At 58.1% G+C, this 14365-nt stretch carries 13 protein-coding genes; 5 read left to right on the top strand and 8 right to left on the bottom strand.

Annotated elements, in window-relative coordinates:
* Nucleotides 1–58 precede the first annotated feature (58 nt).
* Nucleotides 59–1267 (top strand): MFS transporter, encoded by a 1209-nt coding sequence (locus ATY80_RS28130; RefSeq protein WP_088695551.1) that lies wholly within the window; start codon nucleotides 59–61, stop codon nucleotides 1265–1267.
* Nucleotides 1268–1550: 283 nt separating this feature from the next.
* Here ATY80_RS28130 and ATY80_RS28135 read toward each other — a convergent pair whose 3' ends face one another.
* The 4 genes from ATY80_RS28135 to ugpB form a co-directional block, all read right to left on the bottom strand.
* Entirely contained in the window at nucleotides 1551–2594 is a 1044-nt protein-coding gene (locus ATY80_RS28135) for a sn-glycerol-3-phosphate import ATP-binding protein UgpC (RefSeq protein WP_088695552.1), read from the bottom strand.
* Complete coding sequence (ugpE, locus tag ATY80_RS28140) at nucleotides 2594–3442, bottom strand: sn-glycerol-3-phosphate ABC transporter permease UgpE (RefSeq protein ID WP_088695553.1); 849 nt, start codon at nucleotides 3440–3442, stop codon at nucleotides 2594–2596. Before ugpE ends, ATY80_RS28135 begins: the two co-directional genes overlap by 1 nt.
* 9 nt (nucleotides 3443–3451) lie before the next feature.
* Complete coding sequence (gene ugpA / locus ATY80_RS28145; protein ID WP_088695554.1) at nucleotides 3452–4333, bottom strand: sn-glycerol-3-phosphate ABC transporter permease UgpA; 882 nt, start codon at nucleotides 4331–4333, stop codon at nucleotides 3452–3454.
* 69 nt (nucleotides 4334–4402) lie between these two features.
* Nucleotides 4403–5713 carry a sn-glycerol-3-phosphate ABC transporter substrate-binding protein UgpB gene (gene ugpB / locus ATY80_RS28150; RefSeq protein ID WP_088695555.1) on the bottom strand — a complete coding sequence of 437 codons (1311 nt, stop codon included), beginning with the start codon at nucleotides 5711–5713 and terminating at the stop codon, nucleotides 4403–4405.
* A gap of 616 nt (nucleotides 5714–6329) precedes the next feature.
* On the opposite strand from ugpB, the gene ATY80_RS28155 reads away from it, so the two are divergent.
* The gene (locus ATY80_RS28155; RefSeq protein WP_088695556.1) at nucleotides 6330–6809 is read left to right on the top strand and encodes a GNAT family N-acetyltransferase; all 480 of its coding nucleotides are present in this window, start codon (nucleotides 6330–6332) and stop codon (nucleotides 6807–6809) included.
* A gap of 353 nt (nucleotides 6810–7162) precedes the next feature.
* Here ATY80_RS28155 and fsa read toward each other — a convergent pair whose 3' ends face one another.
* Entirely contained in the window at nucleotides 7163–7819 is a 657-nt protein-coding gene (gene fsa, locus ATY80_RS28160; RefSeq protein ID WP_088695557.1) for a fructose-6-phosphate aldolase, read from the bottom strand.
* A 248-nt stretch (nucleotides 7820–8067) separates the two neighbouring features.
* On the bottom strand, nucleotides 8068–8271 hold the full coding sequence (locus ATY80_RS28165; RefSeq protein WP_088695558.1) for a CsbD family protein: 204 nt from the start codon (nucleotides 8269–8271) through the stop codon (nucleotides 8068–8070).
* A gap of 995 nt (nucleotides 8272–9266) precedes the next feature.
* Here ATY80_RS28165 and ATY80_RS28175 point away from each other — a divergent pair.
* Both ATY80_RS28175 and ATY80_RS28180 read left to right on the top strand, forming a co-directional pair.
* Nucleotides 9267–9617: an antitoxin Xre/MbcA/ParS toxin-binding domain-containing protein gene (locus ATY80_RS28175; protein ID WP_088695560.1), complete on the top strand. Its 351-nt coding sequence runs from the start codon at nucleotides 9267–9269 to the stop codon at nucleotides 9615–9617.
* Nucleotides 9617–10120, top strand: coding sequence for an RES domain-containing protein (locus ATY80_RS28180; RefSeq protein ID WP_088695623.1), 504 nt, complete (start codon nucleotides 9617–9619; stop codon nucleotides 10118–10120). The genes ATY80_RS28175 and ATY80_RS28180 overlap by 1 nt, the downstream gene beginning before the upstream one ends.
* Before the next feature lie 473 nt (nucleotides 10121–10593).
* On the opposite strand, the gene ATY80_RS28185 is transcribed toward ATY80_RS28180, so the two are convergent.
* Complete coding sequence (locus ATY80_RS28185) at nucleotides 10594–10776, bottom strand: DUF3606 domain-containing protein (RefSeq protein WP_088695561.1); 183 nt, start codon at nucleotides 10774–10776, stop codon at nucleotides 10594–10596.
* 119 nt (nucleotides 10777–10895) lie between these two features.
* Here ATY80_RS28185 and ATY80_RS28190 point away from each other — a divergent pair, with 119 nt between their 5' ends.
* Nucleotides 10896–11150: a DUF982 domain-containing protein gene (locus tag ATY80_RS28190; RefSeq protein WP_245306948.1), complete on the top strand. Its 255-nt coding sequence runs from the start codon at nucleotides 10896–10898 to the stop codon at nucleotides 11148–11150.
* Between the two features lie 128 nt (nucleotides 11151–11278).
* Here ATY80_RS28190 and ATY80_RS28195 read toward each other — a convergent pair whose 3' ends face one another.
* Nucleotides 11279–14362, bottom strand: coding sequence for an efflux RND transporter permease subunit (locus ATY80_RS28195; RefSeq protein ID WP_088695563.1), 3084 nt, complete (start codon nucleotides 14360–14362; stop codon nucleotides 11279–11281).
* Nucleotides 14363–14365 lie beyond the last annotated feature (3 nt).

Below are 14365 nucleotides of genomic sequence, written 5' to 3' on the forward strand. Positions count from 1 at the left end.
ATACATATTGACTTGAAAACTTCGTCTATGAAGGTCTCCGAACCTAGGAGATGCATCAATGACGGACACAACATCACAGCTTGACGCAGCCGCAATCGGCCTGGAGGCCGCAGATCGATCCACGTGGACCGCGGCGACCTGGTTTGCCGTTCTTTCGATGGCGGCCACGAGCTTCGCTCTGGTCTCGGCTGAGTTCCTCCCGACGGGCCTATTGACGCCAATGGCGCGCGATCTCGGGATCAGCGAGGGGACAGCCGGACAGGTTGTCACCGCGACCGCCTCCGTGGGCGCCGTAACGGCCCTGTTGAGCAATGTTCTCATTGGCAGATTGAACCGCAAGGCGGTGCTCGTCAGTCTCAGCGCGTTGGCGATCGGCTCCAATATTCTTGCATCCTTAGCAACCGATTTTTGGCTGTTGTTGCTGGGCAGGGCCGGGTTGGGCATCGCACTTAGCGGCTTCTGGGCACTTTCAGTTGCTGTCGTGGCGAGGCTGGTGGGCGCCAATGCAACTGGTCGAGGCATGGCGGTCGTTACACTCGGCGTCTCGCTCGCTACGATTGCTGCACCATCGCTGGGTGCTTTGATCAGCGACTGGCTGGGATGGCGCATCGCCATGGCCATGACAGCGGGGCTTGCCGCGCTTGCCATGCTGCTGCAGGTCACCAGCTTGCCAACTTTGCCTGCAAGCACAAGCAACAGTCTCGCCGATGTTTTCGGGCTGACGCGACGGCGCGGTGTTCAACTTGGAATGCTTGCCATCCTTTTGCTGATGACCGGGCATTTCGCTGGCTCGGTTTATGTGCGTCCCTTCCTTGAACAAGTGACGTTTCTTGAAACCAGATCGATCGCACTAGCGCTGCTTGGGTTTGGCATCGCCTCCGTGATCGGCAACATCGCTGGTGGCCGAATGGCCGACGCCAGTATCCGCAGGGCACTCGCTGTCACCGCGGCGCTGATGGCCTTAGCGGCGCTCGCCTTGCTGCTTTGGGGCGCCTATTTCGGTATTGCCTTTGCTCTGGTTGCGTTATGGGGCTTTGCGTTCGGCATGGCGCCGGTGGTGCTGCCGACCAATCTTTCGCGCGAGGCATCCGATGCTCTGGAGGCGGCAGGCAGCCTGATGGTCGTCTCTTTCCAGGTCGCCATTAGCATCGGCGCGGTTCTCGGCGGCTATGTCGTCGACCACCACGGCGCCGCAGGGCCCCTGACCCTTACTGCCGTCCTGGCTGCGGCGACGGTCGGCTTGGCACTGCTGCAACCACGCAGCTGATCTTTCGGCTTGACAGAACATGCACCGGCCGCTGCCCATGTGAAATGCGCAGCGGCCGGTGCATAACGGAGCCCATAACTCTATCCCAGCGTTTTTGATCTGCAGTCGAGCAGGTTATCGGAAGCCGGATCAGCCAGGGTGGCGCTCGACTGCCGGTTCCGCCCATCGTTGCGTCGAATGGATTGAACGAGGCCAGAAGTCAGGCGAGTGGCGTGGCAGGTTCTTGTCCGGCTTTCGCTTTTCACGAAAGTTCATCTCGCAATGGCAAGCTATAACAGCCACCTCATCCGATACGATGGCCGCTTCCATCGAAATAATGCAGACTTGAGGCTGCTGCCCCGGTCATGACACAGGCGTCGATTGCGATCTGAGAGCGGCCTGGGACGCGGAAGACGATGTCCTGGTTGTTTCCCAGCCTGCCGTGGACGTAGCTTTCGGCACCCACGAGTTCGACCGCACCAACCCGGACCTCCGCGCTAAAGGCATCCGGCTTTCCGGCTGTGGCCAAGTGAAGATCTTCGGGCCGGATGCCGAGCGTTGCCGTGCCGGGCGGCAGGGTCATGCCGGGCCCGAGCGAAAAACCGCGGTCGCTGGTTTCCAACAGGTTCATCGACGGTGAGCCGATGAACGTTGCAACGAAGGTGGTCACGGGCTTTTCGTAGAGCTCGATCGGCGTGCCGACTTGTTCGATTTGGCCGCCGTTCAACACGACCAGTCGATCGGCGAGCGTCATCGCTTCCATCTGGTCGTGAGTGACGTAGACGCTCGTTGTCGCCAGTGTTCGCTGCAGCCGCTTGATCTCGACGCGCATTTGCACGCGCAGCTTGGCATCGAGGTTGGAAAGCGGTTCGTCAAAGAGGAAAGCCGCCGGTTCGCGCACGATGGCACGGCCCATGGCGACGCGCTGGCGCTGGCCGCCCGAAAGTTGGCGCGGCTTGCGCTCCAAGAAAGGCTCGATCTCCAGCGATTTCGCCGCCTTTTTGATCCTGCGCTCGATCTCGTCCTTTGGCGTGTTTCGGTTCTTCAGGCCATAGGCAAGGTTCTGACGCACGGTCATGTGCGGATAGAGCGCGTAGTTCTGGAAGACCATAGCGATATCGCGTTCGGACGGTTCCAGATCGTTGACGACGCGCTTCCCGATGGCGATCTCACCCGACGTGATACCTTCAAGCCCGGCGATCATCCGCAGCAGCGTGGACTTGCCGCAGCCGGATGGGCCGACGAGTACCACCAGTTCGCCATCGGCAATATCGAGCGATACGCCCTTGATGACTTCGATGCCGCCGCCATAGGTTTTGCGAACGTCTTTGAAAGTGATCCTGGCCATTACTTCTCCGTCTCCACGAGACCCTTTACGAACCAGCGCTGCATCAGCACCACAACGAGGATGGGTGGTATGATCGCAAGGATCGCCGTCACCATCACGAAATTCCACGGCGTCGCTGCGTCAGCGAAATCCATCATCTTCCTGAGTGCGATGATGATCGTGTTCATCTTGGCGTCGTTGGTGACGAGCAACGGCCATAAATACTGCGTCCAGCCGTAGATGAAGAGGATCACGAAGAGGGCCGCGATATTAGTGCGCGACAGCGGCAGCAGGATATCGCGCATGAAGCGGAACGGGCCGGCATGGTCGATGCGTGCCGCCTCCAGCAGTTCGCCGGGGATTGTCAGGAAGAACTGGCGGAACAGGAAAGTGGCGGTCGCCGAGGCCATCAGTGGCAGCGTCAGTCCCGCATAGGTGTCGATCATGCCGAGATCGACAATCACCTTGTAAGTCGGCAAAATGCGCACCTCGACCGGCAGCATCAGCGTGATGAAAATCATCCAGAAGAACACCATGCGCAGCGGAAAGCGGAAAAAGACGATCGCGAAGGCCGACAGGAAGGAAATGAAGATCTTGCCGACGGCGATTAGCATCGCCACGACGAAGGTGTTGAAGAGCAGCCGCTCGAGGCTGACGCCGACCACGCGTTCGACGCCCCCGAAAAGTGCCTCCCCGTAGTTCTCGGCGAAATGGCTGCCCGGCAGTAGCGAAATCGGTGGTTTGATGATCTCGGCCGACGTCATCGTCGAGGCGACGAAGGTATAGTAGATTGGGAACGCGACGATGATAATTCCGATGATCAGCATCAGATGCCCGATGAGGCTGGCGACGGGGCGCTTTTCGATCATCGTCAGCCCTCACGCATAATGCACGCGCTTCTCAACGAAGCGGAATTGGAAGGCCGTCAGCGCGATGACGATGATCATCAGGATCACCGACTGGGCCGCGGACGAGCCGAGATTGAGGTTCACGAAGCCGTCATTGTAAACCTTGTAGACCAGTGTTTCCGTGGCTTTGGCGGGGCCACCGCCGGTCACAGAATGGATGATGCCGAAGGTGTCGAAAAAGGCATAGACGGTGTTGACGACGAGCAGGAAGAAGGTTGTTGGCGCGAGCAGCGGGAAGACGATCGTCCAGAAGCGCCGGTTGCCGCGCGCGCCGTCGATGGCGGCTGCCTCAATCAGCGATTTCGGAATGGCCTGCAAGCCGGCGACGAAGAACAGGAAATTGTAGCTGATCTGCTTCCAGGCGGCGGCGATGATGACGAGGGTCATCGCCTGGGTGCCGTTCAGGAGCGGATCCCAGAGAAAACCGTTCCGACGCAGGAGATAAGCGAAAGTGCCCATCGCCGGATTGAACATGAAGAGCCACAGCATGCCGGCGACGGCAGGCGCTACCGCATAGGGCCAGATCAAGAGCGTGCGATAGAAGGTCTGTCCGCGTACCACCTTGTCGGCGGCGGATGCCAGCGCGAGCGCCACGACCATGGAGAGCAGCGCCGTCAGAAGGCTGAAGACGATGGTCACATAGAGTGAGTGCAGGTAGTTCGGATCCGCCATCACGGCGTGGAAATTCGCCAGTCCGACGAAGCCGCTCTTCAGCCCGAAGGGATCCTCGCGCTGTGTCGACTGATAAAGCGCCTGGCTTGCCGGCCAGAAGAAGAAGACGACGGTGAGAATGATCTGCGGGGCGACCAGAAAATAAGGAAGGAGCTTGTTCGGAAAGACGACACGCTGCACGGCGATCTCCTTGGCATGAAAGGGCCGCCCGCGGCCGTAAGGGCCAGGGGGCGGCCGTTCGCCGGTATTTTACTGGCCGATCGCCTGCTTTATCGCGGCGTTGCCGCGCTCGACGGCCTTGTCGAGTGCTGCCTTTGCATCCTGCTTGCCGGCGAGCATCGATTCGAGCTCCTCGTTCAAGATGTCGCGCACCTGTGGCAGGTTGACGAGGCGCACGCCCTTGGAGTTTTCGGTTGGAGCCTTGCCCATCATCTGCAGGATCGGCGTTTCGCGGCCCGGGTTCTTCTCGTAAAAACCGGACTTCTTGGTATCGTCGTAGGCCGCCATGGTGACCGGCATATAGCCGGAGACTTGGTGTAGGCGCGCCTGGATTTTCGTCTGCGACAGGAAGTGGAAGAACTGGGCGATGCCCTTGTATTCGTCATCGCTCTTGCCAGCGAAGACCCAAAGGCTTGCGCCACCGGGGATCGTGTTTTGCGGGCGACCGTCGCCCTCGTAGTAGGGCAGCTGTCCAATACCGTAGTTCACGCCTGATTTGATGATGTCGCCAAGGCCACCGGAGGATTCCGTCATTATACCGCATTCACCCGACGTGAAGAATTGCTTGGCTTCAGAAGTGCGGCCGCCATAGCGGAAGGTGCCGTCCTTGGCGAGGTCGGCGATCGACTGGAAGTGCTGGACGAAGAGCGGCGAGTTGAACGCGAGCGTGACGTTGCTACCAGCCAGACCGTTCTCGTTTGAACCGTAGGAGACGTTGTTCCACGCAGCTAGGTTCTCTGTCTGGATCCAGGTGAGCCAAGTGGACGTCAGACCGCACGACGACGCGCCGCCCGACTTGATCTTTTTTGCGGCTGCGAACACTTCAGGCCAGGTCTTGGGCGGGTTTTCCGCATCGAGGCCGGCCTTCTTGAAGGTATCCTTGTTATAATAGAGGATTGGCGAGGACGAGTTGTAGGGGAACGAGAGCATCGTGCCATCCGGCTTCGAATAATAGGCGACAATGCCCGGCAGATATTCGGACTTGTCGAACTTGAAGCCTCCCTTCTCGAGAACCTGAGCCGCTGGCATGATCGCTCCCTCGGCCCCCATCATCACGCCACTGCCAGCATCGAAAACCTGCAGGATCGCCGGCGACTGCTTGGCGCGGAAGGCGGCGATGCCCGCATTCAGGGTTTCCGGATAGGAGCCCTTGAACACCGGAACGATCTTGTAGTCCTTCTGGCTGTCGTTGAATTCCTTGGAGAGCTGGTTGACCACCTCGTTGTTGGCACCAGACATGGCATGCCACCACTGGAGTTCGGTGAGGGCAAAGGCGCCGGAAGCGAAGGAAAGGGACAAGGTAACGGTTGCCGCCGACGCGGCGATGAAGCGAATGGACATGGTTCCTCCCTGTATGTCTTGCCGGGCCGACACCAAGAACGGCATGCCAGCGCGGTCCCCCGAAATCTCGTCGGTCCGTTTCGTTACGAAACTTCTTGTATACAAAAGGAAAACAAACGAACTGGCAAATGGAATTGTGAAGATTTTGTGACAAAGTGTTTTGACATGAATTGCGACATGGGACGCAGGCCAAGTGGCGTCAACGTCGTCTGGGTAGGCCCTTGCCTTTCCATGCGGCGAGGCCCGCCGCCTTCAGCAAAGCTGTCGTTATGAAGATCGACATGCGCAAGTGTAACGGTCCCATAGATCAGGGAAATGATCGTCAACCTGTTAGAGGGAGCGACGTAATTTGCCTGTTAGAAAATCACAATCCGAAGAATGACGTCCTTGCGGCCCTGAGCGTGGCGGTCGCTGGTCGACGGCCGAAAAGCTGCCATCGTTCACGAGCGTATAGGCAGACGCTCTGGTTGGCAGTTGCCCGGCGTCACGGATCCAGCCGCCAGTTGTCCAATTGACGCGGGCATTAGGACGTCCGCTCGCTATTCGAAAACGGAAGACTTGACACAAGCGACCTCGCAACACATAGCTCCAACCCATCGCTATATAGGGAATTTTTGTGGTGTTGACCTTACGTGAGGCTGTCCGCGGGGATGCGGCGACGCTTTTGGCCTTCATCCGCGAACTCGCGATCTACGAAAAGGCCGAGCATCAAGTCGCGGCGACGATCGAGGCGATCGAGGAGACGATTTTTTGCGCAAACGCAGTCCCCCGCGCGATCATTTGCGAACAGGATGGAAAACCGGTGGGCATGGCCATCTGGTTCTTCAGCTACTCCACCTGGCAAGCTAAGAGCGGGCTTTATCTCGAAGATCTCTACGTGACACCGGCCGCCCGTGGATCGGGCGCCGGCAAGGCTATGCTCAAACGACTGGCCCAGATTGCACTCGAGAACGGTTGCGGCCGTTTCGAATGGAGCGTGCTTGATTGGAACGAGCCGGCAATCCGGGTCTACGAAACAATCGGCGCTGCGCCTATGAACGAATGGATCCGTTATCGTTTGTGCGGAGACACGCTGAAGAGCTTCGCTGCAGGCTGAGAAACGAAGACAATAGCGGTTGCTTTCCTTTGTTCCAGCAGGCGCTGGAGCGAAGCAGGGGAATGCCGACCAGTCGTGATCTGGGGGTTGCCTCATGCGGCTGCGAAACCTTTCTTCGAAATACGCGTAACGCTTACTTCCGAGGCGGCCACCTATGGCAACGGCGAACTTGTTTAACCAAAGAAATCATATCAGCGACGGAGGGATCTCTCGCAACGCCGATCGTAACAAGGCAAAGATTGGTCACGAAATGTCTGTGATCCGATCGTAATTGCGATCGACTTGCATCGACCAACGATGAAACCGCGCGACGGGCAGTAAAAGATCAAGGTGTCATTCGAGCATATGAGCGATCAAAGGATCGCTTGCCCCGCTTTATCCCAGTCGGCGAGGAAGGATGCCAATCCCTGCTCTGTGAGGGGGTGTTTGGCGAGATTTCTGAGCACTCCCGGCGGTACGGTCGCAATATCAGCGCCGGCCAACGCGGCCTGCTTCACATGCAGAGGGGTGCGAATTGAGGACGCCAAGATCTCCGTATTGAAGGATTTGTCGTTGTCATAGATCTTCCGGATTTCCCGGATCACCTCGACACCATCCAACCCGAGATCATCGAGCCTGCCGACGAATGGCGAAATGAAAGTCGCGCCGGCTTTGGCGGCTAATAGCGCCTGGTTGGCTGAAAAGCAAAGGGTGACGTTGACCTTCAGCCCGCGTGTGCTGAGTGCCCGGCAAGCGCTGAAACCGTCCCAGGTGGCTGGCACCTTAACGGCTACATTATTGGCAATGCTGGCCAAGCGCTCTGCCTCGGCGATCATGCCGTCGACATCGATCGCCGTAACCTCCGCTGAAACCGGACCGCCGATTATCTGGCAAATTTCCTTGATCACATCCTCGATCGTTCGGCCGGTCTTTGCGATCAGCGAAGGATTTGTGGTCACTCCGTCGACAATGCCGGCGGCGGCAAGCTCGCGGATTTCACTAATGTCCGCTGTGTCGATAAAGAACTTCATTGTCGTTCTCCTCAACGTGAACACCTTTGAGGTTTCACGAAGGTCTTATCCCTACCTGTGTCCCCTTCCCGTTCGCCTTCAACCCCTCCAATTTGGCCAGCCCGCCGGGCTCGCCAAGCATTTCGCAAGGCCCCCCCCAACGGCATCTGAGGGCCGGTTCGACAGCCATAGTCGGGGGGGTGATTTTTGCTTCAGGGCCTGACGAAAACCCAAACCCTAGGTCCGGGTTGCGCCGGCCCAATGTTGGGTTACCAAGTCTGATTGCCGTACCAGTGATCGATGTCACGGCGGACGCGGTCCCGATCCAAGCCATAGAGTTCCTGGATCTTGCCTTCGAGTTGGTCTCGTCTGCCAGCAATCTGGTCAAGGTCATCGTCAGTAAGCTTTCCCCACTGCTCCTTGACCTTACCTTTCATCTGCTTCCAGTTTCCTTCAACGCGATTCCAATCCATTCGTTGGTCTCCTTCTCGACTGAAACATTAACGGCCCCACCGACCAAGTGTTCCGCAATCGGGGATGCTCCGACACCTCGAACGCGGCCGCTCATGCACCTTGCGTAGTCTCTTGTTCGTAGCGTTGCGCAACTTCCCGCCGCAGACGTCCCGTACCCGATCTCTGCAGCAGCGTCGGCTGAAGCTCAGACGAGGATCCCTCTCCAGCCAAGTGAAAGCCGACCGCGTCAAGGTTCTCGAAAACGAGAAGGCTTTTCGCCAATATCGCGGGCACGGTAGTCTGAGCGCGGAATACCGATGAAAACGCCCTCGTCGCCTAAAGATTACCCGTATCGAGTAAATTATTGCAGCAGGTTGAAACAGAATTGCGAAATGGAAAATATTGTTGCGCGACACAGCGGATTTACATGTGAATAGAGGCAGAAAGGCCATGCAAATCGATATCGTATGATTTGCATGCTTGGACCGCAGCCGATTGCACAAGCCAATCGCAGCTTTCGCATTACTCTTGCTCGCCGCAATCAGTTCGTCATGTACCACCGGTGCGCCAGAGGCCCGCTCGCTGAACGAACCTTTGAACCCCGCCTGCGCAGATGGTTTCACGGCCAAAGGCGGCGGCTCATGCAGCTTTTATTTGAGGTAGCGGGGATGGCTTCAGATGTAAGCTGGATAGCGATAAGTAAAGCGGCGAGTGGCTGCGTAGTGAACGGGAAGATCAGCCGGGCGGGGTCCGCACGATAAAGAGCAACACCAAGCTCTGCCTTCCCGTCGAGCAGCACCGGGAGTGCTATACGCGCGAGAGACGTGGAAGTCGTCTCACCACAGCCCGCCACCGTAAACGGTCGTCGGGTTTTTCTATTGGACAGCAGTATGTGGTTCGCGGGGGCAACCCTGGAGCGGGACGGGTCCGCGTGATCCCACTCTGACCTCTTGAATGCCATGATTTCTGACGCTATATAACGTCAATATCAACAGCAATATCTGAGGAGCTACCGATGGGCATCGTCCAGTATGCGGACCACGGTTTGTTCGAGCCCAAGAAGATCGCGGACACCTTGAAAACCACGATCGAAGAAGTCGCACGCACGGCCGGGCTCGGCAAGGATGCCGTGCAGCGCAAGGACAGACTGCGTTCGGACAAGACCCAGCGACGGCTGCGTGAAATGATCGAGATCGTCAACAAGGTGGAACCGCGTTTCGGATCGGCCTTGATGGGCTATGCGTGGTATCGATCGGAACCGCTGGCCGGCTTTTCGGGCCAGACGGCTATGCAACTGGTGCGGGATGGGCGCGCCGAGGACGTGCTCGACTACATCGATGCAGTCGACGCGGGCGTTCATACTTGATCGTTTCGGGCCGCTATTCCGGTAAGCTCTACCGGGCCATCAATCCTATCTATGCCCGCGACCCGATGTCGGGTCGCGGCGCTGCGCTCTATGGCGGCCGGTTTAATCCGAAGGGCATGCCCGCACTCTATGTATCGACCTCCATACGCACCGCCTTGAGGGAGGCCAATCAGGTGGGTGACCTGCAGCCGACGACGCTGGTATGTTATCGTGCAGAAATAGAGACGATCTTTGATACGGGCGATGCGAAAGCCCTGGCGGCGGCCGGCTTCGACGACGCCGCGCTTTCAGATCCGACATGGCGGGACCAGATGCGTGCGGGCAGTGAGGCGCAAACGCAGTGCTTGGCGCGTAATCTGATCGCGCAGGGGTATAATGGCCTCGTGGTTCGCAGCTTTGCTAAAGGTGCCTCAGCCTCTGACACGAACCTGGTGCTGTGGAAATGGGGCACGACCGCCCCATCGAAGCTCGAGCTGATCGATGACGAGCATCGGATAACCTGACGCACTCGCCTCGATCAGATGCTTTGCCAGGACCGTACTTCCCCTTGGACGACTCCCAAAATAGGCGCAGTGGTCGCTTCAACGTGGCATGATACAAAATCCATGGCCCCTTCTTTGCGGACCGCTTTGCTGAGCTACCGCAACCGTCCTTGTTTCCACCCTTGGCTTTCTAAAGGCCCGACTGCCGGCCACGAAGGGCAGGCCGAAACTTACCGGAAAACTCCGATCGAGTGCATCGTGGAGCATTGGTATTCAGGCCGATGGTTCAACGCAATTAGAGAAATTTCTCGTGATAAACCGGAAAGCGGTGGCAATTCTTAGCTGTTTGAAGGTCGCGATTCCAACAGCATTGATTTTATGTCTTCCCGCTTCGTCTTCAGCCCTTCTGCTATTGCGCCCAGATCATCTCCCAAATCTTAAGATTAGACCCTGGTAGGCCGGGTCCTCGCGCAATCGCTAAGAATTCTGGATCCTCACTTGAGCTTAGACGCGGCTTTGTCGGCGGCATCGCGGTCCGATCCATATTTCTTGATGATCTGCAGCGCAGCCTCTGTGGAAATGCCATGTTTCGTTGCGAAATAGGCAACTTCGTAGGGCTGGCTCGCGGAAATGCGATTTCGGTCAGTAGCGCCCCGCTTGGATTTGTCATCTACCATTCCAAATCTCCTTTCGAGAGCAACGTACAAAACGCGTTGCATGTTCCTCTGATCTGGAACTGTGTTCGAAATCTTCCGTTCGTACTCATGACCGCGCGCGATTTGGAAGCGAGGAACCCTTGTCTTCTTCAACAGGATGGATGGTCGTTGTCGTCCAGCGAAGGCAGCTGGACCATACCATTGCTTCGCCTGAAGATGCTCTCGAGCTCCTGCTATCAGATTGGCCGACAAACGGTGGATTGCCCCTCATTTCGGCGATGGAAGCATGTGCCGGCGCCATCGCCGGCACCGTCAGCGAGGAAGAGGCGCAGTATGCGTTTCTGGAAGCCGCGCTGGACGCTGGTATCGATTTCGAATTTAAGCCCTCTGTCTAGCCTCCAGAACAGGATCGCAGGCCTTGTCTGTCTGGATTCGATCGTTTGGGCTTCAGCACGCAACCCCTCACGACCGGAGACTGAAAGCAACAAAAGAGGGGGCGACCGCACGCGGTCGCCCCCAACGCTCAAGCATGTGCAACAGCCTCTGCCCGTTGGCGCTTTTGCGCGTCGACGTCGCTGGGGATCTTGAACCATGCCACATAGAGGGCGGGCAGGAAGAATAGCGTCAGAACCGTGCCGACGACAATGCCGCCCATCATGGCGTATGCCATGGGCCCCCAGAAAATCTCGCGCGAGATCGGGATGAGCGCAAGCGTTGCAGCAGCCGCCGTCAGCATGATTGGGCGCATGCGATGCTCGGTCGCTTCGATGACGGCTTGCCAGGGTGGCACGCCCGCGCTTCGAAGATGTTCTATCTGGACGACAAGGATGACCGAGTTGCGGATCAGGATGCCGATCAGCGCGAGCACCCCCAGTATGGCGACGAACCCCAATGGGGCGTTGCTCAGCAACAGGGCTGCAACCACGCCGATCAGCGCCAGAGGTGCAACGGCAAAGACCAGGAAGAGCCTGCTGAAGCTTTGCAGCTGGATCATCAGGATCGTCGCCATGACGAACAGCATCAGCGGTGCAACGGCAGCGATCGGTCCTTGCGCCTTTGCACTTTCCTCGACCGCGCCGCCGGTGGCGATGTGGTAGCCGGCCGGAAGCGTCTTTGTGAACGCGTCGACCTTCGGCTGCAATTCCGTGACGATGGTTGCCGGCTGTGTCGGTCCGACGACGGCAGCCTTGATGGTGATGGTCGGCGTGCGGGTTCGCCGCCAGATCGTCGGCTGCTCCAGCTCGTAGCGGAAATTGGCGACCGCCGAGAGCGGCACGGAGTTACCGTTTGAACCGGCCAATTGAAGGTTTTGCAGCGTCTCGATCGACCCCCGCTCCGAGGCCTGGGCGCGACCGACAACATCGACGAGATAGATGTCGTCCCTGATCTTGGTGGCCGCGGACCCTTCTACAATCCCGCTAAGAGCGGTTGCAATGTCCTGTGAGGAGACACCCAGTTGCCGCGCCTTGTCCTGAAGGACGTCGACTTTTACCACCCGCGACGGTTCGTTCCAGTCGAATGTCATGTTGGATAGCAGGGGGTGCTGTCCGACAATGCCGGCAAATTGCTGGGCGATGTCTCGCACCTTCTGAATATCCGGGCCGCTGACGCGGTATTGCACCGGCTTTCCGACCGGTGGGCCGATGTCAAGAAGCTTTACGAACGCATCGGTTCCTGGAAAGGTTTTCGTCAGATAGTCCTGCAGTTCAGCTTTGACCTTGTCGCGAACGTCCAACCCTTTGGTGACGATAACCGTTTGGCCGAAGGTAACGTCGGGCGTTTGAACATCGTAGGACAGGATGAAACGGGGCGCTCCCTGGCCGACATAGGTGGTCCAGTGCTCGATGTCCTTGTTGTCAGCAAGCATCTCGCGTTCGAACCTGGCCATCTGCGTGTTCGTCTCGGAGATCGAGCTGTTATGCGGCAGGTTCCAGTCGACAATGAGTTCCGGCCGGTCGGACGAAGGGAAGAACTGCTGTTGCACCAAGCTCATGCCACCGATGGAAAGGGCGAATGTCGCCACAGTCGCCCCAATCGTGATCCAGCGCCAGCGCATGGCCATACCCAGGAGCCATGTGAAGGCTCTCGCGAAGCGGCCCTTCTGGTCATGATGGGACTTCATGGCCTTCGGGAGGATGGTGACGCCCAAAAGCGGCGTGAACAACACCGCGACGATCCATGAAACCAGGAGCGAGACGGCAATCACCACAAACAGAGTGAAAGTAAATTCACCGGCCGCACTGCTGTTGAGCCCAACTGGAATGAAGCCTGCCACCGTCACAAGCGTGCCGGTCAGCATCGGGAAGGCTGTCGAGGTGTAGACGTATGTTGCCGCCTTTTTCAGGTTGTCGCCCGCCTCCAGCCGGGCCACCATCATCTCGACGGCAATCATCGCATCGTCGACCAGAAGTCCAAGGGCGATGATCAGCGCTCCAAGCGAAATGCGCTGCATCGAAATGCCGGAATAGGCCATGACGAGAAAGGTGATCGCCAGCACGAGGGGAATGGAAATGGCAACCACGAGCCCGGCCCGAACGCCTAGACTGATGAAGCTGATCGCAAGCACGATGACGATTGCCTCAAACAGTGCTCGCGTGAATCCAGACACGGCCTCGTCCACGACGGCAGGCTGATCAGACACGCGTTCGACGTCGACGCCGATCGGAAGATCGGCAGTGACTTGCTCGATTTCCTGGTCAAGCGCTTTACCGAACTCCAAGAGATTTGCCCCCGTCTTCATGCCGATCGCAAGACCAATGGCCGGCTGGCCGTTGTAGCGAAAGAGAGACGAAGGAGGATCGACATAGCCGCGTTTGATGGTTGCGACATCGCTCAGCGGGAAGAAACGGTCGTTGACACGAAGATTGATCGACTTCAGACTTTCCTCGGATGTGAATTGGCCGCTGACCCGCAGAGCGATGCGCTCGGGGCCGGCGTCAACAAAACCCGACTGGGTGACGGCGTTCTGGGCCTGGAGCGTGTCGATCACCGACTGTTGGTTGATCCCGAGCGCTGCGATCTTTCGCGTAGAGAATTCGAGATAGATCGCCTCGTCCTGGGCGCCGATGATGTCGACCTTGCCGACGTTCGCAACAGTGAGCACTTTCGCGCGCGCATCCTCGACGAGATCACGGAGCTGACGCTGTGTCAGTCCGTCGCTCGTAAATGCGTAGATATTGCCGAAGACATCGCCAAAGCGATCGTTGAAGAAAGGCCCCACAACGCCGCTCGGGAAGTCCGCCTTGATGTCACCGATCATGTTGCGGACACGCATCCAGATTGCATTTACATCCTTAGCCTTGGTTGTCGGCAGAAGCTCCACGAAAATGGTGGTTTGACCGGCGACCGTCTGGCTGCGTGTGTAGTCGAGCGAGTCCAGTTCCTCGAGCTTCTTTTCGATGCGATCCGTGACTTGCTTGGTCACCTCCTCGGCCGATGCACCGGGCCACTTGGCCTGGATAATCATCGTCTTGATGGTGAAGGCGGGATCCTCCTCTCGGCCGAGCCCGATATAGGAAAAGGCGCCGGCCAGAATGAAGACGATCATGAAGTACCAGACGAGCGAACGGTGTTCGAGCGCCCAGTCGGAAAGATTGAATTTTTTCACGAG

Source organism: Rhizobium sp. R711 (genome assembly GCF_002211365.1).
Lineage (GTDB): Bacteria > Pseudomonadota > Alphaproteobacteria > Rhizobiales > Rhizobiaceae > Rhizobium.